This window comes from Romboutsia sp. (genome assembly GCF_056995035.1).
The window spans coordinates 1-19,049 of sequence record NZ_JBXKIW010000049.1; the positions used below are offsets into that span (position 1 = coordinate 1).

General features: G+C 27.9%; 20 protein-coding genes and 1 riboswitch. Of the genes, 4 read left to right on the forward strand and 16 right to left on the reverse strand.

Annotated elements, in window-relative coordinates; genetic code table 11:
• From AC11VW_RS07425 to AC11VW_RS07455, 7 genes are all read right to left on the reverse strand, one after another.
• Positions 1 to 775, reverse strand: a 775-nt coding sequence (locus AC11VW_RS07425) for a type I glyceraldehyde-3-phosphate dehydrogenase (RefSeq protein ID WP_484300772.1), incomplete at its 3' end; no start/stop codon positions are given.
• A gap of 64 nt (positions 776 to 839) precedes the next feature.
• Entirely contained in the window at positions 840 to 1,862 is a 1,023-nt protein-coding gene (locus AC11VW_RS07430) for a sugar-binding transcriptional regulator (RefSeq protein WP_484300773.1), read from the reverse strand.
• A 140-nt stretch (positions 1,863 to 2,002) separates the two neighbouring features.
• Positions 2,003 to 3,349, reverse strand: a complete 1,347-nt coding sequence (rpoN, locus tag AC11VW_RS07435) for an RNA polymerase factor sigma-54 (protein WP_484300774.1) — start codon at positions 3,347 to 3,349, stop codon at positions 2,003 to 2,005.
• Positions 3,350 to 3,548: 199 nt separating this feature from the next.
• The gene (gene hslO, locus AC11VW_RS07440; protein WP_484300775.1) at positions 3,549 to 4,424 is read right to left on the reverse strand and encodes an Hsp33 family molecular chaperone HslO; all 876 of its coding nucleotides are present in this window, start codon (positions 4,422 to 4,424) and stop codon (positions 3,549 to 3,551) included.
• A 23-nt stretch (positions 4,425 to 4,447) separates the two neighbouring features.
• Positions 4,448 to 5,194 (reverse strand): class I SAM-dependent DNA methyltransferase, encoded by a 747-nt coding sequence (locus AC11VW_RS07445; RefSeq protein ID WP_484300776.1) that lies wholly within the window; start codon positions 5,192 to 5,194, stop codon positions 4,448 to 4,450.
• Positions 5,181 to 5,435: an alpha/beta-type small acid-soluble spore protein gene (locus tag AC11VW_RS07450; RefSeq protein WP_484300777.1), complete on the reverse strand. Its 255-nt coding sequence runs from the start codon at positions 5,433 to 5,435 to the stop codon at positions 5,181 to 5,183. The genes AC11VW_RS07445 and AC11VW_RS07450 overlap by 14 nt, the downstream gene beginning before the upstream one ends.
• 76 nt (positions 5,436 to 5,511) lie before the next feature.
• Positions 5,512 to 6,630, reverse strand: a complete 1,119-nt coding sequence (locus AC11VW_RS07455) for an amidohydrolase (RefSeq protein WP_484300778.1) — start codon at positions 6,628 to 6,630, stop codon at positions 5,512 to 5,514.
• A 198-nt stretch (positions 6,631 to 6,828) separates the two neighbouring features.
• A riboswitch (Lysine riboswitch) is annotated at positions 6,829 to 6,999 on the forward strand.
• Positions 7,000 to 7,260: 261 nt separating this feature from the next.
• On the opposite strand from AC11VW_RS07455, the gene AC11VW_RS07460 reads away from it, so the two are divergent.
• From AC11VW_RS07460 to dapD, 4 genes are all read left to right on the forward strand, one after another.
• Positions 7,261 to 8,259, forward strand: coding sequence for an aspartate-semialdehyde dehydrogenase (locus tag AC11VW_RS07460; protein WP_484300779.1), 999 nt, complete (start codon positions 7,261 to 7,263; stop codon positions 8,257 to 8,259).
• 152 nt (positions 8,260 to 8,411) lie between these two features.
• Positions 8,412 to 9,290, forward strand: coding sequence for a 4-hydroxy-tetrahydrodipicolinate synthase (dapA, locus tag AC11VW_RS07465; RefSeq protein ID WP_484300780.1), 879 nt, complete (start codon positions 8,412 to 8,414; stop codon positions 9,288 to 9,290).
• A gap of 8 nt (positions 9,291 to 9,298) precedes the next feature.
• Positions 9,299 to 10,045 carry a 4-hydroxy-tetrahydrodipicolinate reductase gene (gene dapB, locus AC11VW_RS07470; protein ID WP_484300781.1) on the forward strand — a complete coding sequence of 249 codons (747 nt, stop codon included), beginning with the start codon at positions 9,299 to 9,301 and terminating at the stop codon, positions 10,043 to 10,045.
• Positions 10,046 to 10,062: 17 nt separating this feature from the next.
• Positions 10,063 to 10,779: a 2,3,4,5-tetrahydropyridine-2,6-dicarboxylate N-acetyltransferase gene (gene dapD, locus AC11VW_RS07475; RefSeq protein ID WP_484300782.1), complete on the forward strand. Its 717-nt coding sequence runs from the start codon at positions 10,063 to 10,065 to the stop codon at positions 10,777 to 10,779.
• 118 nt (positions 10,780 to 10,897) lie between these two features.
• Here the strand turns inward: dapD and AC11VW_RS07480 are convergent, their stop codons facing one another.
• The 9 genes from AC11VW_RS07480 to hpt form a co-directional block, all read right to left on the reverse strand.
• Positions 10,898 to 11,521 carry a hypothetical protein gene (locus AC11VW_RS07480; RefSeq protein ID WP_484300783.1) on the reverse strand — a complete coding sequence of 208 codons (624 nt, stop codon included), beginning with the start codon at positions 11,519 to 11,521 and terminating at the stop codon, positions 10,898 to 10,900.
• A gap of 87 nt (positions 11,522 to 11,608) precedes the next feature.
• Entirely contained in the window at positions 11,609 to 12,841 is a 1,233-nt protein-coding gene (locus AC11VW_RS07485; RefSeq protein WP_484300784.1) for an ABC transporter permease, read from the reverse strand.
• 2 nt (positions 12,842 to 12,843) lie between these two features.
• Positions 12,844 to 13,524, reverse strand: a complete 681-nt coding sequence (locus AC11VW_RS07490) for an ABC transporter ATP-binding protein (protein ID WP_484300785.1) — start codon at positions 13,522 to 13,524, stop codon at positions 12,844 to 12,846.
• Entirely contained in the window at positions 13,517 to 14,542 is a 1,026-nt protein-coding gene (locus tag AC11VW_RS07495) for an efflux RND transporter periplasmic adaptor subunit (protein ID WP_484300786.1), read from the reverse strand. Before AC11VW_RS07495 ends, AC11VW_RS07490 begins: the two co-directional genes overlap by 8 nt.
• Before the next feature lie 511 nt (positions 14,543 to 15,053).
• Entirely contained in the window at positions 15,054 to 15,287 is a 234-nt protein-coding gene (locus AC11VW_RS07500; protein WP_484300787.1) for a PH domain-containing protein, read from the reverse strand.
• Positions 15,288 to 15,435: 148 nt separating this feature from the next.
• On the reverse strand, positions 15,436 to 16,776 hold the full coding sequence (locus tag AC11VW_RS07505; RefSeq protein WP_484300788.1) for an ATP-binding protein: 1,341 nt from the start codon (positions 16,774 to 16,776) through the stop codon (positions 15,436 to 15,438).
• A complete protein-coding gene (locus AC11VW_RS07510; protein WP_484300789.1) occupies positions 16,770 to 17,483 on the reverse strand; it encodes a LytR/AlgR family response regulator transcription factor in 714 nt (237 codons plus the stop codon). The genes AC11VW_RS07505 and AC11VW_RS07510 overlap by 7 nt, the downstream gene beginning before the upstream one ends.
• Positions 17,484 to 17,653: 170 nt before the next feature.
• Positions 17,654 to 18,256 carry a DUF4397 domain-containing protein gene (locus AC11VW_RS07515; RefSeq protein ID WP_484300790.1) on the reverse strand — a complete coding sequence of 201 codons (603 nt, stop codon included), beginning with the start codon at positions 18,254 to 18,256 and terminating at the stop codon, positions 17,654 to 17,656.
• Between the two features lie 235 nt (positions 18,257 to 18,491).
• Entirely contained in the window at positions 18,492 to 19,031 is a 540-nt protein-coding gene (gene hpt / locus AC11VW_RS07520) for a hypoxanthine phosphoribosyltransferase (RefSeq protein WP_484300791.1), read from the reverse strand.
• Positions 19,032 to 19,049: the final 18 nt, after the last annotated feature.

Here is a 19,049-nt window from a genome sequence, read left to right on the forward strand (position 1 = left end):
TTATTTCTTCTACTGTAACGTTCTTTCCTAATGTACAAACTAATTCAGTTAATGAACCAGTTATAACTGGAACTCTTTGAGCTCCTCCGTCTAATTTACCTTTTAATTCAGGTATAACTAAACCTATCGCTTTTGCAGCTCCTGTAGTGTTAGGAACTATATTAGCAGCAGCAGCTCTACCTCTTCTTAAGTCACCTTTTCCGTGAGGACCATCTAATGTATTTTGATCATTAGTGTAAGCATGTATAGTAGTCATGAATCCTTTTTGTAATTCAAACTTGTCACTTAATACTTTAGCCATTGGTGCTAAACAGTTAGTTGTACAAGAAGCTCCTGATATAACTGTTTCAGATCCATCTAATATATCATGGTTTACATTGAATACTACTGTTTTTATATCTCCTGTAGCTGGTGCAGATATAACAACTTTTTTAGCTCCTGCTTCTAAGTGAAGTCCAGCTTTTTCTTGAGAAGTAAAGAATCCAGTACATTCTAATACTATATCTACATTTAACTCTGCCCATGGTAAGTCAGCAGGGTTTCTTTCAGCAGTAACTTTTATTTCTTGTCCGTTCACTACGAAAGCTCCATCTTTAACTTCTATTTGTCCATTGAATCTCCCTTGAGCTGAATCATACTTGAATAAGTGTGCTAAAGTTTTAGCATCTGTTAAGTCGTTTATTGCAACAACTTCAAACTTATCAGTTTGCTCCATTAATTTTCTTAACGCTAATCTTCCTATTCTTCCAAATCCATTTATCGCAACTTTAACCATTTTGCTACCTCCCTATAATAGTAAGTTTGTATATTATGACTAGCAGTGCTAGTTAATGACTTTTTTATAATAATTCTATAATTCTATTAGCACTTTCTTCATCTGTTATAAGTACTATATTTTTATTTATATTAGTCATAGCTATCAAAGCATCCGCTTTCCTAGTTCCTGCAAATATAGCGATACTTTCTTTAGCATCTTTAAATGTTTGTAAGTCAATACCCACTGTATTCAACTTGAAAACTATATCGCCTTTTTCATTGAAGTAATGTCCAAAGGCTTCACCTATTGCACCTTTATTAACGATTTCCTCAACTTTTTCTCTAGGAAGCTTTCTTTTTGTAGCCATCTCCTCTGCAATTCCTATCCCAAAAACTAATACATCTGTTTTTTGTATCATATCTAATGTATTCTTAATCTGTGGCTCTTGAGTAAGTGTTTTCATTGCTTCTTCACCTAGCTCATCTGGTATATGCAATAACTTATAATGTGAGCTTAACTTTTTACTAGTTGTTGCTACTACATTGTTAGACTGATTTTCAACATCCTTACCCATACTTCCTCTAGCCGGAACTACAGTTACTGATTCATATTTTTTATCAGTCTTAATAGCATTTGAAAATTCTAGCATTGTACTTCCACCTGTCATAGAAACTGTATCTCCATCTTTCAAGATGTTTAAGAAATACTCTGCTCCAAGCCTTGCTACATCTTTTATTAAACTCGGATTGCCGTCATAGCTACCAGGTACTAGTAAAACCTTTTTTATTCCAAGTTTTTCCTTTACCTTTTCTTGTAACGTTGATAATCCCATGATGTCATTCATCATATCTTTAAGTTCCTCTAAAAGTTCTATACCTTCTTGAGCCATGGTCATTCCAGATACTGCTACATCTATAAGACCTTGTTCTTTTAGAAATTCCGTTTCTGACCTTACTACTCTTTCACTGATTCCTAAAACATTTGATAATGTTCTTCGACCAATTGGTTCACTCAAAGAAATTTGTCTTAAAATAGAATATCTTCTTTCCATAAGCTCTATAACTTGTGGAATTAATTTTTGTTGAATTTTTAATAAGTTTTTCATATCATGCTCCTTATTAGATGCTTAACTCGGGACTTTTATTGTCCCTCATATTTATTTTAGTCCCACAAGATACTTTTATTCTAAATGAAATGGAACGATATTTCAATACTTTTTATAATATTTTTATGTTTTTTTATGTATTAATATTGTTTTCTCTTACTAGACGATAATATTCCTAATTCCTCCCTATATTTCGCAATCGTTCTCCTGGCAACATTTACTCCATCTTCTTTTAAACATTTAGCTATTTGGTCATCGCTTAATGGGGTCTTTTTATTTTCCTTTTTTATTTTATCCTGTATAATTTTTTTTATACTAGTACTAGATGCACACATCTCATCTTTAGTATCAAGAGAACTGCTAAAGAAATATCTAAATTCAAACATACCAAATGGAGTTAGCATATACTTTCCATTTACACCTCTACTAATTGTAGATTCATGAAAATCTAATTTTTCAGCAATATCTTTCATTCTCATTGGTCTTATGTATTTAGCTCCTTTTTTAAAAAATTCTTCTTGTAATTTTATAATTTCTTCTGCAATTCTTAGTACAGTAGTTTTTCTACTTTCTATATTTTTAATTAATCCAGTAGCTGAGTTTAATTTTTCTTTTATAAAATCTTTTGCGTCATCATCAGATTCTGAATTTTTTAAAATTTCCTTATAGAAATTATTGATTTTTATTTTACACATATCTTTTGTATTACTATAAACAACAAATTCATCATCAATTTTTTCCACTATTACGTCTGGTTGTACATAAACGCTTTTTTCTATACAACACGATCTACCTGGTTTTGGATCTAGTGTTTTAATTATACTAATTAAATTTACACATTTTTGTAACGACATATTATATTTTTTACTTATTTCTTTATACTTATTACTAGCTATTAAATTTAAATCTTTAGAAACTATCTCTTGTAGTATCTCATTATGTAACCCAAGATTTTCCATTTGGATTATTAAACATTCAGATAAATCTCTAGCGCCAACCCCACTTGGCTCTAATTGTTGAATGTTTAATAAACAATCTTCAAATGTATCCTTGTCTATTCTTAATGTATAAATTATTTCATTTTCATCACTTCTTAAATATCCATCTTCATCTAAACTATCTATAATATACTTGCAAACCTTCATGTCTTCATTGCTTAGCTTATATAAGCTTATTTGAAGGTATAAATGTTCATATATATTTGATGAATATTTAATCATATTCTCTAAATCTATATTATTATCTGGATTATAATTAATTTCATTTCTGTCTATTTTAATTGACTTTTCAATATCTTTTATATATTCTTCCCAATTTATTTCACTAGTTCTCTCTACTTCTAGTAATGGATTTTCTTCTGACTCTTTTTTTATTTCCTCTTCTACCTCTAACTTGCTCATATTTAATATAGTCAAAGATTGTTTTAATGCAGTTGTCATTACTAACTTTTGAGATTGTGTTAATTCTAAACTATGATTAAAATTCATAACGTCCACCTCATTATTCTCAATATTTAAAATTTACTCTATCTAAATATATATGTTCTAATTAAGTTTTTACACATTCACTATATCGTTACTTGTAAAGTTATTTATTTTTTAGAATATATATATACATAAAAAAATTAAAAAACCCCTTATGTACAAGTATATTTTACCATATATCTTGTATGAAAGGGGTTAGGTACTACATATCTTCTAATATCTCTAAAAGTTCTTTCTCATTATATTTGTACTTTGAATTACAGAATTGACATCCGATTTCAGCTTCTTTATCTTCTTCTATTATTGAAGCTAATTCTTTTTTTCCTATAGCTACTAATACTTTTTGTACTCTTTCCTTTGAACATTCGCACTCAAATCCAACTTCTATTTTATCTAATATTTTAGGATTTAGCCCTTCAAGTACTATGTTTAGTATATCTTCTGGAGTTTTTCCATCACTCATCATATTTGTTATAGATGTTAATTTAGCTACATTTTTTTCTAATTTAGATATTGTTTCTTCTGTAGCATCTGGCATTAATTGAACTATTAGTCCTCCAGCATGTTCTACTTTTACGCCTGTAGTAAGAACTCCTAGTGCTACTACAGATGGAGTTTGCTCTGATAGTGCAAAGTAGTGAGTTAAGTCTTGCGCTATTTCTCCACTCACTAGTGGATATGCTCCATTGTAAGGTTCTCTAAGACCTAAGTCTTTAGTTACCCTGACAACACCATCATTTCCTACTGCAGCAGCTACATTTAGCTTTCCATTTTCATAATCAGGTACTTCTACATTTGGATTTTCTACGTACCCCTTTACTATACCTTTGGCATTAGATGTAGCAAGTATAGTTCCTATTGGTCCGCCACCTTTTATTATAACTGTTAATTTATCTCCATCATTTTTCATCATTAAGCCCATCATAGACGTAGCCGTTAATGTTCTACCAAATGCTGCAGTTGCTACCTTTGTAGTCTCATGTAACTTTCTTGCTTCTTCTACCATATTTGTAGTAGTTGCTACGAAAGCTCTTACTTCTCCTTGTCCTGCCATTGCTCTTATTACATAATCCGTCATTAATATTCCTCCATTAACTAAATCTATTTTTTACATACAAAAAATATTCTTTGACTATCTTCTTTTGGGCTTTCAAACTTAAAGTCCCCATAAGTTTTTATCTTGCTAAACCCTGACGATTTTAGCATGTCTAATATTTCTTCTTCTGTGTATGCTCTTTGTTGATGTACTTCCTCAAATCTTGTAAACTTTCCGTCTTCATCCTTTATAAAGAATGCTAATTCCATTTCTACTAGATTTTCTTCATCATCAAAATAGTTTTGCCACATATAAGCTATATTTTCTCTATTCTCTCCATACATATTGTTTCCAAGTATAGATGATAACTTATAGTATGAACTTATATCAAATATAAATATTCCATCTTCTTTTAACAATTCATAACTCTTCGTAAATACATTTTCTAAATCATCATCATAAGTTATATAGTTAAACCCATCACAAGCACATAATACACAATCTAGATTTGTTACATCAAAATCTAGTTCTGATATATCCTGTTGAAGTAAAACTAACTCCACGCCTTCTTTTTCAGCTTTTTCTCTAGCTACAGTAAGCATTTCTTCTGATATATCAATACCTGCTATATCATAATTTTTCTTAGTAAGTGGTATAGTTAAATTACCTGTTCCACAAGCTAATTCTAGTATGTTTTGTACTTTTACATTTTCATTTTTTATTATATCTTCTATATATTTAACCCATCCATCATAATCAACTTCATTCATAAGTTCATCATAAATGAATGCAAAATCTCTATATTGATCCATTGTCTTTATTTGTCTCCTCCGTCATTTTCTTCTTTTGTTTTTTTCGTGATGTAACCATACCGCCAATTCTTCCAGCTTCTTTTGCTGTAAGTCCTGCCCATCCTTGCTCACTAACCTTATCTAATAGACCCAGTTCTGATGCTATCTCATATTTCATTATATCATTATCTGTCAATATTTTACTCTTTTTACTATTGCTCTTACTTTTTTTACCTGGTTTATTTATAAGTTCATTATTCATAAAAAACACCCCTTTACATCTTGTATTTTTGTCATATAAACAAATTTTATACAAGTATTTAAAGGGGTACACTTTTTTAATTTATTGATTTTTTATATTGTAATAATTTAATGTAAATCTCTAATCCATTAATTAAAATTTCCTTGTCAAAATTAAAGTTCATACTATGAAGTCCACTAACAAATCCCTTTTTTTCATCCCTTGAACCTAACATAAAAAATAATCCTGGAACTTCCATTTGATAATAAGAAAAATCTTCAGATATCATAAGCGGATCTAATACTATAACGCTATTATTTCCTACGGCTTCTACAAATTTTTCACATAAATTTTTATCATTGTTCACTGATGGATAATCATCTCTTATCTCAACATTTATTTTACAGTTATAAGACAACTCTATTCCCTTACATATCTCTTTTATTCTATCTTTCATACTAACATATACCTTAGGATTAAAGGTTCTTACAGTCCCTTGTAAATTTATATTTTCAGCAATTATATTTCTCTTAGTACCACCATTTATAAGTCCTATACTTAACACTGCACTATCAATAGGGCTTACATTTCTAGACACTACTGTTTGAAGGCTATTAATAAGATTCGCTGCTATAACAACTCCATCTATACCATTTTGAGGCATAGCTCCATGACCACTTTTAGCAACTATATCTATATCAAAATCACCTACTTGAGCCATAAAGTATCCTTCTCTTATACCTATACATCCTTTTTCTATTTCTGGATATATGTGAAGACCATAAATTTCATCTATCTTATAATTATCTATAATACCTTCTTCTATTAAATCCTTTGCTCCCCCTGGCCCTTCTTCTGCTGGTTGGAATATAAATACTATATTATCATTTAAATTTTCTTGATTTTTATTTATAAATTCAATTAAACCTAGTAATATGCTAGTGTGACCGTCATGTCCACATAAATGTTTTACACCATCTTCTGTTGTTAATCCATCTATATCTGCTCTAAATGCAATCGTCTTATTTCCTATTTTTCCTTTTATAATTCCAGTTGTAGCTGTTCCTATATATGTGTCATATTCTACACCTATTTTATCTAAATAGTCTCTTATATATTTTGAAGTTTTAAATTCTTCTCTGCCTCTTTCTGCAATACAATTTAAATATTTTCTATGATTAAAGATTCTATCTTTTAAACTTGAAATATTCTCCATCAACTAAAGCCTCCTTAATTTTATAACTTCTATAGTATTAAATATATTATTTCTATTGTATCTATTTACTATATTATTTCAAGAAAAAGTTTTATATTTTATATAAATTCATTTTAATAATTATAAATTCAAAAAATATTGTTGATTTTTATTTCTATTTATACTATCATAAGTGTTAATAAAATTTAATAGTTTCTAACCTAAGGTAGAGGCGCTGTAATTATTAGTATCCAATAGGAGCTGGCAAGTGTAGATTATTGGAAAAAGGAATTATGGCCGAAGATTATATTTTGCAAAGGTATATTCTGGGCTTACATAAAATATATGTAAGACTGTCACTTATTAGCTAAGTGGTGAGCTCCAAGGTTTACTTTGATGTATCGTAAATTAAACGTGTAAAGTATACCTTTGCACGTTTTTTTGCATTTTTTTAATATTTTGGGAATATAATATATACCAATGAAGCTATTTATATAAAATTAGCTTCACCCTTGTATCTCACTTTAATCAATTGACATGTATTCTAAGTCTTTTGTTTAAATAAGTGACAACAAATTACTTATGGTTTATTAAAACAATTAAATTGTATTGCTTCAAGTATATAAAAATTTAATTTAGGGGGTATTTTTTATGAAAAAAATAAATGTAGCTATAGTTGGTGCTACTGGCATGGTTGGAACAACTTTTTTAAAGGTATTAGAAGAAAGACAATTTCCTATAGATAATTTATACTTATTTTCTTCAGCTAAATCAGCAGGTTCTAGTGTTGCTTTCAACGGACAAAATTATATAGTTGAAGAATTAAAAGAAGATGTATTTGATAGAGATATACAAATAGCTTTATTCTCAGCTGGAGGAGAAATAAGTGCAAAATTTGCTCCTATAGCTGCATCTAAAGGAGTTATAGTTGTAGATAACTCTAGTCATTGGAGAATGGACCCTGAAGTTCCATTAGTAGTTCCAGAGGTTAATCCTGATGCTGTTAGAAATCATAAAGGTATAATAGCTAATCCAAACTGCTCAACTATACAAGCAATGGTTCCACTTAAACCTCTTGATGATAAATATAAAATAAAAAGAGTTGTTTATTCTACTTATCAAGCTGTTTCTGGCTCAGGTGTTAAAGGAATAAAAGATTTAGAAGGTGGTATCATAGGTGAAACTAATAAATTCTATCCTCATTCAATAGCTTATAATTGTCTACCTCATATAGATTCATTTACTGATAATGGTTATACAAAGGAAGAATTAAAAATGATAAATGAAACTATGAAAATACTTAATAACTACGATATGAAAATTACAGCTACTACAGTAAGGGTACCTGTTAGAAATTGTCATAGTGAGTCTATAAATATTGAATTTGAAGAAACTTTCGAGTTATCTAGCTTAGTTAAAACTCTTGAAGAAATGTCTGGAGTTGTAGTTATTGATAATCCTAGCGACAATGAATACCCTACTGCTATTGATTGTACTGGAAAAGATGAAGTTTTTGTTGGAAGAATTAGAAGAGATTTTAGTGTAGATAATGGTATTAACATGTGGGTTGTAGCTGATAATGTTAGAAAGGGCGCTGCTACTAATGCAGTCCAAATAGCAGAATTATTACTATCTTATAATTTAGTATAATCTGAGACTAATAGACTATAATTTAGTAAAATTTTACATATTATTGTCTATCAACTTATCTATGGTCATAGTAATAATGTTTTTTAATAAGAATACAATAAAATCATAAGATACCTATACAGGTAAATTTTTATATAAGAGGGGTTTTGTATATGATATTTAAAGGTTCTGCAGTTGCTTTAGTTACACCGTTTACTGAGACAGGTGTTGATTTTGAAACATTGGGAAAATTAGTTGAATACCATATTGAAAATAATACTGATGCATTAGTTGTTTGTGGTACTACAGGAGAAGCTACTACTATGAGTGATGATGAACAATTTGCTGTTATTAAATATGTTGTAGATAAAGTTAATAAAAGAATACCTGTTATAGCAGGTACTGGTTCAAATAATACTATGCACTCTGTTCATTTAAGCCAAGAAGCTGAAAGACTAGGTGCGGATGGGTTACTAGTTATAACTCCTTATTACAATAAGGCTAATCAAAGAGGTCTTAAACTTCACTTTGAAACAATAGCTAAAAGTGTTGAATTACCTATAATACTTTACAATGTTCCTGGAAGAACTTCTATGAATTTAAAACCTAGCATGATTGCTGAACTTGCTAAGATAGATAATATAGTAGCTGTTAAGGAAGCTAGTGGTGATTTAGCTCAAGTTGCAGAAGTAGCTAGATTAGTTCCAGAAGGTTTTGCTATATATTCTGGAAATGATGATTCTATACTTCAATTATTATCAGTTGGTGGTCACGGAGTTATATCAGTTCTTGCTAATGTATGCCCTAAAGAAACTCATGACTTAGTTCAAAAGTTTTTTGATGGTGATATACAAGGAGCTAGAGAATTACAACTTGGCATGAAACCATTAATAGATGCTTTATTTATAGAAGTAAATCCAATTCCAGTAAAAACTGCAATGAATTTATTAGGATTTAAAGTTGGAAATCTTAGACTTCCTCTTGCAGAAATGGATCAGAACAACTTAGAAGTATTAAAACAAGAATTAGTTAATAGAGGATTAAAATTATAGGAGGGATTATGCTAAAAGTTATAGTAAATGGATGTCTAGGTAAAATGGGAAAAGTTTTAACTAGATGCGTTCAAGAAGATGAACAATTAGAATTAGTTTGCGGGGCTTCTCTAAACCCAACTGAAGATACTTCATTTAAATTATACTCTAAAATGAAGGATATATCAGAAAGTGCTGATGTAATAATAGATTTTTCACATCACTCTACTTTATCTGATGTATTGTCTTTTGCCCTTAAAAATAAAACACCTTTAGTAATTGCTACTACAGGTTATAATGAAGATGAATTAAATAAAATAAAAGAAGCTTCTAAAATTATACCTATATTCCATTCTTCTAATATGTCTTTAGGAGTTAATGTTTTATTAAGATTAGTTAAAGAAGCTACTAAGATGTTAAATGACTTTGATATTGAAGTTATAGAAAAGCATCATAATAAAAAAGTTGATGCTCCAAGCGGTACTGCTATTATGATAGCTAATGCCGTGAAAGAAGTCTTACCTACTATTGAATATAATTATGGTAGATATGGCCGTGAAGCTAAAAGAAATAAAAACGAAGTCGGTATACACGCTGTAAGAGGCGGAACTATAGTTGGAGAGCACGATGTTATATATGCAGGTCATGATGAAATAGTTGAGATAAAACATCTTGCTCAGTCTAAAGATATTTTTGCCAAAGGCTCTATAACTGCCGCTAAATATTTAGTTAGTCAAGTGCCTGGATACTACAACATGGATAATATGCTAAGTTAATTAAAAGGAGATATCTAATGATAAATTTAAATGATGCTTATGAAATTGCTAAATACATAAAAAATTCAAAAAAAGTAACACCTGTTAAAATATATGTAAATGGCGATTTCTTGAAATTTAACAAAAATGACGAATTTAAAGTATTTGGATCTAATGGCTCTTATACTTTAATCGGTGATTATGAACAAATAATGAAAGTTCTAGAAGATAAAAAAAATCATATTGAAGATATTCATATTGAATATGACAGAAGAAATTCAGCAATACCTATTTATAACTATTTACATGAACATGCACGTATAGAACCTGGTGCTATTATTAGAGATATGGTTACTATAGGTAATAACGCTGTTATTATGATGGGCGCTGTTGTAAACATAGGTGCTGTGATCGGTGATAATTCTATGGTAGATATGAATGCTGTTATTGGTGCTAGAGGAATTATTGGTAATAATGTTCATCTTGGTGCTGGTGCTGTAGTTGCAGGTGTTTTAGAGCCACCTTCTGCTTCTCCTGTAATAATAGAAGATGATGTTATGGTAGGAGCTAATGCTGTAATCCTTGAAGGTGTTAAAATCGGAAAAGGTGCTGTAATTGCAGCTGGTGCAATTGTTACTCATGACGTTGAACCTGGATGTGTTGTTGCTGGATCTCCTGCTAAGGTAATAAAAATGAAAGATGAAAAAACTTGTGATAAAACTAAGCTTATGGAAGGCTTAAGAGACTTAGATTAAAATCACACTTTGTTTTCAAGTGCAAAAGGGAGTATCTCAAAATGAATTTTATCATAAGAGATACTCCCTTTTCTATATTAATTCTCAAATATCAATAAATCTTATAAACTAAAAGAACTTATAATGGTAGATTACTAGAAAATTTAGTTAATGATATAGCAGCTACAGCTCCAATTATGGTAAATATATAATATACTACCGGAAGTATTTTGTGTAATTTTTGTGTTTCTATATAATATTTAAGTATTCCATGTAATATATAAACTGATAATATACCCGTAAATAGGCTATTTATTGAATTCACTATTGTTAATATTTCAATATCTTTTAAAATAAAACTTGTTACTATTCCTAAAATTAAAGTTAATATAGAAGTTACTAGATATCTATAATATAAAAGACTTTTAAAATATTTTTTATCTTCAATTTCTTTATGCTCAATACTACTTATTAAAGCTTTATTTACTAAACATACTATATTCACCCATATCCATGTTCCTAATAATGGAAAAATAACATAACCTATGTATTTTAAACTAATAAATATTTTGGGAATGTCCATTCCTTCTATCGGTTCTACCGGTATTATTTTTGATTGAACTATAGAGTTAATCACACTTAATACAATAAATGCTATAAATAAGTATTTTAGCTTTATCGGTTCCCTTTTTTCTGAATTTTCTTCTTTTACCCACTCAAAATACTCTTTTGGTTGAATTGCTAACGCTTTTAAATTACTCATATTTTCTCCTATTCAATTTATATTTTTTATCTATAATAGTTTTCATAACATAGATATCAAGACTTTATATTCTTTGCACCCTAGCTATTAGTTGTATATAGCTTTTATAGGGTCTAATTTAGATGCATTATATGCTGGAATTATTCCAAATATAACACCTACAATAACAGATGTAGATGATGCGCCTATAAACGATTTAATTGTGATTACTGGTTTAAATGGCATAAATAATCCTGCCAATTGAGATAGTAAAAATCCTACAAATATACCTATTAAACCACCTAATAAAGTTACGAATATTGCTTCAAATAAAAACTGTAACATTATAGAATTTGGGGTTGCACCTATTGCGCGTCTTATTCCTATTTCGCGCTTTCTTTCTGTAACTGATACATACATTATATTCATTACACCAATTCCACCAACAAACAAAGATATTGCCGTTATAAGTGTAATAAACATAGTTATACTAGATATTATTTTAGTAAATGCCTCCGTTATAGCTCCTGGATTGAATACTTCATAGGTTCCATCTATTTCTGGATGTGCATTTTCTAATATTGATTTAACTTCTTCTGCAACAGACTCAAAATCATATCCTGGTAATATATATACATCTAAAGAAGTTATAGTCTCACTTTGATTTTTATCTTCTAAATTATTAATTCTATCTATAGAAGATTTTTGAACTAAATCACCACTAATTGAAAATATTCCTTCAGTTTTTTCTAATACTCCTATAATTTCAAACATAGTTCCATTTATGTTTATCGCTTTACCTATAGCATCTTTAGGGCCTTCAAACAAAGCTTTAGCATTCTCATATGTTAATACAATTACATCATTTTCTATATCACTTTTTTTGAAATATCTACCTTCTGATACAGCCTCTGTTTTCTTACTTGAAAATGGGCTACTATTTTCTGAGTCATATGCTGATGCACTTATTGATGCTGTTTTGCCTAAAAAACTTGTCTCTGAATATATTCCATCCCCCATACCCATCATATTATCTGGTTTGGCTTTTTTTACTTTTTCAATAGTATCCATTTTTTCTAAATTATATAAATCTTCTTCTCTAAAAGGTTCTATTGAAGAAATATCTTCTCCTGGATTAGTTGGATAAAAAGATACATTTATTTTATTTGCATTGGTTTCTCCTGTTGTTTCTGATACTTGAACTTTAAGACCTTCTCCAATAGATAAAACCACTACAACTGAGCTTATACCTATAATAATACCTATCATAGTTAAAAAAACTCTTAGCTTATTAGCCTTTAAACTTAAAAGTGCACTTTTAATTAAATTTTTTGTACTCATATTTATACCTCCTCAGTAAATACACCATCTCTAAGGTATATAACTTTTGTAGCATATTTTACAAGGTCTGGATCATGAGTAACCATTATTATAGTCTTTCCTTGATTATTTAAATTTTCTAATATGCTCATTATTTCACTACTAGTATTCGTATCTAAAGCTCCTGTTGGCTCATCTGCAAATATTAACTGAGGGTCATTTATAAGAGCTCTTGCAATTGAAATACGCTGTTGCTGACCACCAGATAATTCATTTGGAAATTGATTTATTTTTTCTAATAAACCAACCATTTCTAGGTTTTCCTTAATTTTTTTTAATCTTTCTTTTTTATCTAACCTATTATCATAAAGAAGAGGTAGTTCTATATTTTGACAAATATTTAAATTATTTATAAGGTGAAATTGCTGAAATATAAAACCTATATTTTTATTTCTAAAATGAGAACGTTCAACTTCTGTTAAATTAGTTACATTTTTTCCATCGAATATATACTCACCTTCATCAAATTTATCAAGAAATCCTAATATATTTAGTAACGTAGTTTTACCACTTCCAGACTTGCCCATTATCATTACAAACTCTCCATTTTCTATACTCAAGCTTAATGATTTTAAAACATGCAACTTGTCTTTCCCTATAGAATAGTATTTTTGTATATTATTAAGTTCTATAAGTTTACTCAATTTCTTGCCCTTCTTTCATTTCATTAGTAATAACTTTTACTATCTCATCTTTTTCTTTTAATCCTGACGTTATTATACTTAGATCCCCTTCTGTTTTTTTAACTTCAACAAATCGTTTTACTAATTTATTATCTTTTATTAAATATACATAGTTTTTATTTCCATCTACTTTTATTGCACTTGTAGGTATTTTGAAATCTTTATTTGATAACTCAATCTTTATTTGAACGTGATATCCATTTATTATACCTTCTTGAGAATCTAAAGTTATGTTGATTGGATAACTAGATACTGATGCTGATCCACTAATTTCACCATTAAGCCCTACCTCTTGAGACTTAGGTTCATCTGATATTTCTGTAATTTTACCTTTTACTCTTTTATCATTCGCTAGAATTAATATTTCCACTTCATGGTCTTCTTTTATTTTTTCTAGTTCATTTTCTGTAACCTGAGATTTTATATAGAATTCTGTACTTCTAAGTTTTAATAACTCTTGATTTTCGCCGTTTATATTTTTATTATCCGTATATACTTTCCCTGCAAAAGGTGCATACTCATAAGAATATTCTTTATTTTTTAATTTTGATAATTCTTTTGATGTATTTTTTATTTGTTCTTCGATAGGCTCTATCATTTGATTTTGATTTTCTTTAGTATTTTTACCTTCTTTTTTTTCTTTTTGTAAATCATAGATTTGCTCATTTAAATCTTTTATTTGCTCTGATATTTCATCATTTTTATATGTTATAAGTAAACTTCCTTTACTTACACTATCTTCATTGTTTTTATTTACTGTATAATTTTCGCCTTTTGTCATATCTTTATAAAATACTTTTGATTGCGTTGGTTCTACCACTCCATTTATAAATACCTTTTTTTGCCCTGGGATAATATGCCTTTCTATATTTTGATTACTTTTACTTTCTTTTTCTTTACTTTTTATTATGAAAAAGCCTATTATTCCTACCCAAACTGCTACTATCACTCCAGCTACTGCTATATGCCTTTTTTTCATCATTTACCTCCAAAAAATTCAAGTTACCTTTTACTATTATAGGGAATATTTTTTTTTTACTACATAAGAAATTATATCTATCTTAATTTTATTTAATCCACTCGTATATTAAAGAAAAAGACTTTTATATAAAAAAAATATTACCTCCTTAGTGTATGATTTAAACAGGATTTCCTTTAAATCTTATACACATTAAAAGTAACATCTTATATTTTAAATTTCAATAGATTTGGCAAAACTGGTCGTTAACTGGGCAAAACTGGGCATTTTTTGACAATATCTTATATATTTTATAAAAAAATAGCCTACATTGACTAAATAAATCATATTCAATCAAAGTATTTAATTTTGAAAGTCACGATATAGTGAAAATATAGAAGATTTATTAGAATATATTCATATTAAAATTCTATTTTATTTTTTACTACTTTTAAGAATTCACTTGTATTTTCTGATAGTATATTTGTTAATTTTATACTTTCCCTATTACAATAAATAATGATAGACTCTTTTAATATACCTTTTTTTCTTCAATAGATGGAATATCTTTATATTGAAATTGTTCAGTAAGTTCAATATTACCTAAATTCAAACCATAGAAAAGAAGTTTCTTATTAGTTGCTATTATTGTCCCTGGTCTATATACTTCTCTATATATAAATGTTCTAATAGAACATTCTAAAGATGATATTATGTTCTCGTCTTTATCCAGTTTATCAATTATTTTATTTAAATTTTTAGTCATATCTCATTCCCCCCATAAATAAATTTTTAGTAAATCTGTATTTTTATTTCCATATTTAAAATAAAAAAAGATGTTACATTCTCAGCATATAATTTAAATATTATTTCCTATTTAAACCTTTTACGCATTAAGGGTAACACCTCACATCTTAAATTTCAATAAATTGGGCAAAACTGGGTATTTTTTTAATAGGAATCATTATAGTTAGTGTAAATTTATTATCAATAAAATTAATGCTGGCTTCTCCATTATATTTTTTCACAGTATTCTTTATATTTTTTATACCTATTCCATGCATAAATTTATCTTTTTTATCTGTAACTATAACAGTATTTTTTTTAACAATATCATTAACCTTGCTATTTTCAATATTTATAACACAAAACTCATTTACATAAGTAACCTTAACTGATATGTATTTTAAAATACTTGAATCACTAATTCTATCACATGCTTGTATTGCATTATCTAAAGCATTAGAAAATATAATACACATATCAGTCATATCTATAAAATCTAATTTAGAAAAATCTAAAAAAGACTCAAATTTAATATATTTTTCTATACAGATAGCCTTTTTTTCACTCATTATAATGTCTATAATTCTATTTCCTGTATTAAAAGAATTATCCATTCCTCTTAGCGCTATATTGATATTTTCAATATATTTTTCTAGTTCATTAGGATTGTTTAAATTTGAAATACATATCATATGATTTTTCATATCATGATATAGTTGTTTAACCTTTTCTTGATTATTTTCAATCTTCATATAGTAACTATATTCTAAATTTACCTTTTCTCTTATAATCTCATGTTCTAATTGTAATTTATTATTCTTTAAGATTTTGTGAATTATTATCAATAAAGATATACTTGATAACAACAATAAAAATGATATTAATATAATAACTGAATTATCTACTAAATGCTGATTTAATCCTTGTAGTCCATAGTTAAGTATAATTAATAAGCTTAAAATATTTGTACACATTGGAATTCCTATACACAAAACATCTTTTCTATATATTTCTCCAGACAATTCATGAAACTTTAAAACTAATACTCCTATTAATAAACATAATTTTGAAAGTATTATGAATTCTAATCGATATAAATGATTATCTAAAAGTAATTTAATATTTGTAGAGTTAATCGTTGTAACTATACTTATACTTAAAACTTCCATCCCTATTAGTATCATAAAATATCCTAATGGTATAATTAAATTTTTCGATAAACTAACATCATAATTAATTTTATAAAATATTATGCTCATAAGCATACTTATCGGAACTTTTATATTTGGAGATACTCCTAGCTCCTTAATAGAAAATGATATAAATAATATTATAAGAAAGTTTATGTGCAGTACTTTACTAGATGTTTTTTTATGGCTTAAACTATTTAATAAAATATATAAAGGTATCCATTCTAGAAATAAAGTAAGTAAATCTATCAACTTCCAAAATATAATATTATTTAACATACAATAGCTCCTAATAAACTAGTTAATTCTTTTTTTAATTCTTGTGCTCTATGCTTACTAACTGGAATTGGAGCTTCATTTATATATACTATGTTTTTATCTAAGCTTTCAACCATTTTCAAATTAACTAAAAAGCTGCTATGACATCTAAAAAAATTCTTTCTGTCCAACAATTTTTCTATGGTTCTCATACTCATTTTTATCATATAAGATTTATCTGTTTTATGTATAATTAAATTTTTTTTATCTGTTTCTATGTATAAAACTGAATCTAAATTAATTTTCATTAAATTATTTTTATTATTTACTACCAAGAAGTTTGCTTCTTTCTCGATTATATTAGAAATACATTCGTTAAGGTGTTTTTGAACTACTTCATAAGTAAGAGGCTTTATTAAGTATCTATAAGCTCTAACCTCATATCCTTCATATACATAATCACTAATTGATGTCGTAAATAATATCTCTACTGTTTTATTAAACTCTCTTATTTTCTTAGCTGCATCCATTCCTGTTAACTTATCCATATGTATATCTAATAATAAAATATCTAAATTACTTGGATACTTTTCTAAAAGTTCTTCTCCCGATTCAAATTCATATATTTTAAATGATAGTTCCTTAAGTTTTAAAAATTCTTCAATATAATTTATTAAAATAGTCCTATGAAGTAAATTATCTTCACAAATGCCTATGTGTAAAACCATTATAATTTCCTCCCTTGATGTAATAATTTACAAGTTTAATCATACCATAAATTTACATATAATTCCAAAAGAACTAAGTGCATAACTTAGTCCTTTTTAAAATATATTGTAAAAGTATCCCATTTAAATAGATTTAGATGACTCGTATTTAAACAAATGAGATTATTTAATTAATTCAAGAAAGTTGCACCATCTAAAGTCTGAATAATATCGACATTTGGAAACTCTCCTATAGCATAAAAAGTATATATTTTATTTGGATTAATATTTACTTTATTACTTATAGCAATCTTATTATTTTCAACTATCTCTATATCCATCTTATATTCTTTTGGTTGTATATCTTTATAATCCGTATAATCTTTATATTTAACATTATTAAATATTCTTTCTCCATCCATTAATATATTAACTGCAGGTGCATCTGGAACTAAGTGTACAAACTTAAATTTAGATTCTGTACCAGATGGAATTTCCATTTTTTCTGGAATTGGGAATAATTCTAGACCATTTTCATTTAATATAATAGGCATCGTTATTAACTCATCAGAATTAACCTGTATTTTTGCTTCTGTTAATGGTTTATCTTTTTCATCTTTAATATATACACTAAATATATGTTCACCTTCTGGAACATATATATATGGAGTAAATTGAGCAAATCTAATATGATTATAAAATGGAAATCCATTTATATATACGTCTACTTCATCCCCATCTGGTATAGCATGCAAAATTCTAACTAAAGAATAATTTTCTTTAAAATTCCTCAAACTTAAACTCCCCCTTAAATCTTATTACTTACATACTATTATAGTATTAATTAGTTATTACTTTTGATGCTTGTTTCATTGTCCTAATCTTTACTATAGCTATTTTTATCCCCATGTTATTATCTCATGTAACTGTTTTCATATAGAAGTTATCCACTTTTCAACTGTTTATACAGTTGATATGTGTATAAATCTTAGCATTAAAAAAGTTGCTCATTAAGGAGCAACTTTTTTATTATCTATCTTCGTTTGTAACATTAAATACGTATGGTATATTTCTGTAATAGTCGCCAAAGTTTAATCCATATCCAACAACGAATTTGTCTTCTATTTCAAATCCGCAGTAGTCTGGAACTAATTCAACTTTTCTTCTACTTGGTTTATCAAGTAATACACAGCACTTTATACTAGCTGGATTTTTAGCTTTTAAATGAGCAACAACATGGCTCATAGTAAGAGCTGTATCTGTTATATCATCCACTATTAGTACGTCGTATCCTTCTAAATCAGCATTTATATCTGCCTCTACCTTTACGTTTCCTGTACTTTGTTCTCCGTGTCCATAACTTGAAGTAGTCATAAATTCAATTTTAACTGGTACATTTATGTTTCTAACTAAATCTGCACAGAATATGAAACTTCCCTTTAATAAAGATATTACTAAAAGTTTTTTTCCTTCATAATCTTTAGATATCTCAGCTCCTAGTTCTTTTAATCTAGATGCTATTTGTTCTTCTGAACATAAAACTTCCCATTTTTTAGTCTCTATATTCATAATTAATCCTCCACTGTA

Coding starts and splice junctions, on each gene's coding strand:
- AC11VW_RS07430 (WP_484300773.1), bottom strand. CDS start 1,862: ATGAAAAACTTATTAAAAATTCAACAAAAATTAATTCCACAAGTTATA.
- rpoN (WP_484300774.1), bottom strand. CDS start 3,349: ATGAATTTTAATCATAGTTTAGAATTAACACAATCTCAAAAGTTAGTA.
- hslO (WP_484300775.1), bottom strand. CDS start 4,424: ATGACGGATTATGTAATAAGAGCAATGGCAGGACAAGGAGAAGTAAGA.
- AC11VW_RS07445 (WP_484300776.1), bottom strand. CDS start 5,194: ATGGATCAATATAGAGATTTTGCATTCATTTATGATGAACTTATGAAT.
- AC11VW_RS07450 (WP_484300777.1), bottom strand. CDS start 5,435: ATGAATAATGAACTTATAAATAAACCAGGTAAAAAAAGTAAGAGCAAT.
- AC11VW_RS07455 (WP_484300778.1), bottom strand. CDS start 6,630: ATGGAGAATATTTCAAGTTTAAAAGATAGAATCTTTAATCATAGAAAA.
- AC11VW_RS07460 (WP_484300779.1), top strand. CDS start 7,261: ATGAAAAAAATAAATGTAGCTATAGTTGGTGCTACTGGCATGGTTGGA.
- dapA (WP_484300780.1), top strand. CDS start 8,412: ATGATATTTAAAGGTTCTGCAGTTGCTTTAGTTACACCGTTTACTGAG.
- dapB (WP_484300781.1), top strand. CDS start 9,299: ATGCTAAAAGTTATAGTAAATGGATGTCTAGGTAAAATGGGAAAAGTT.
- dapD (WP_484300782.1), top strand. CDS start 10,063: ATGATAAATTTAAATGATGCTTATGAAATTGCTAAATACATAAAAAAT.
- AC11VW_RS07480 (WP_484300783.1), bottom strand. CDS start 11,521: ATGAGTAATTTAAAAGCGTTAGCAATTCAACCAAAAGAGTATTTTGAG.
- AC11VW_RS07485 (WP_484300784.1), bottom strand. CDS start 12,841: ATGAGTACAAAAAATTTAATTAAAAGTGCACTTTTAAGTTTAAAGGCT.
- AC11VW_RS07495 (WP_484300786.1), bottom strand. CDS start 14,542: ATGAAAAAAAGGCATATAGCAGTAGCTGGAGTGATAGTAGCAGTTTGG.
- AC11VW_RS07500 (WP_484300787.1), bottom strand. CDS start 15,287: ATGACTAAAAATTTAAATAAAATAATTGATAAACTGGATAAAGACGAG.
- AC11VW_RS07505 (WP_484300788.1), bottom strand. CDS start 16,776: ATGTTAAATAATATTATATTTTGGAAGTTGATAGATTTACTTACTTTA.
- AC11VW_RS07510 (WP_484300789.1), bottom strand. CDS start 17,483: ATGGTTTTACACATAGGCATTTGTGAAGATAATTTACTTCATAGGACT.
- hpt (WP_484300791.1), bottom strand. CDS start 19,031: ATGAATATAGAGACTAAAAAATGGGAAGTTTTATGTTCAGAAGAACAA.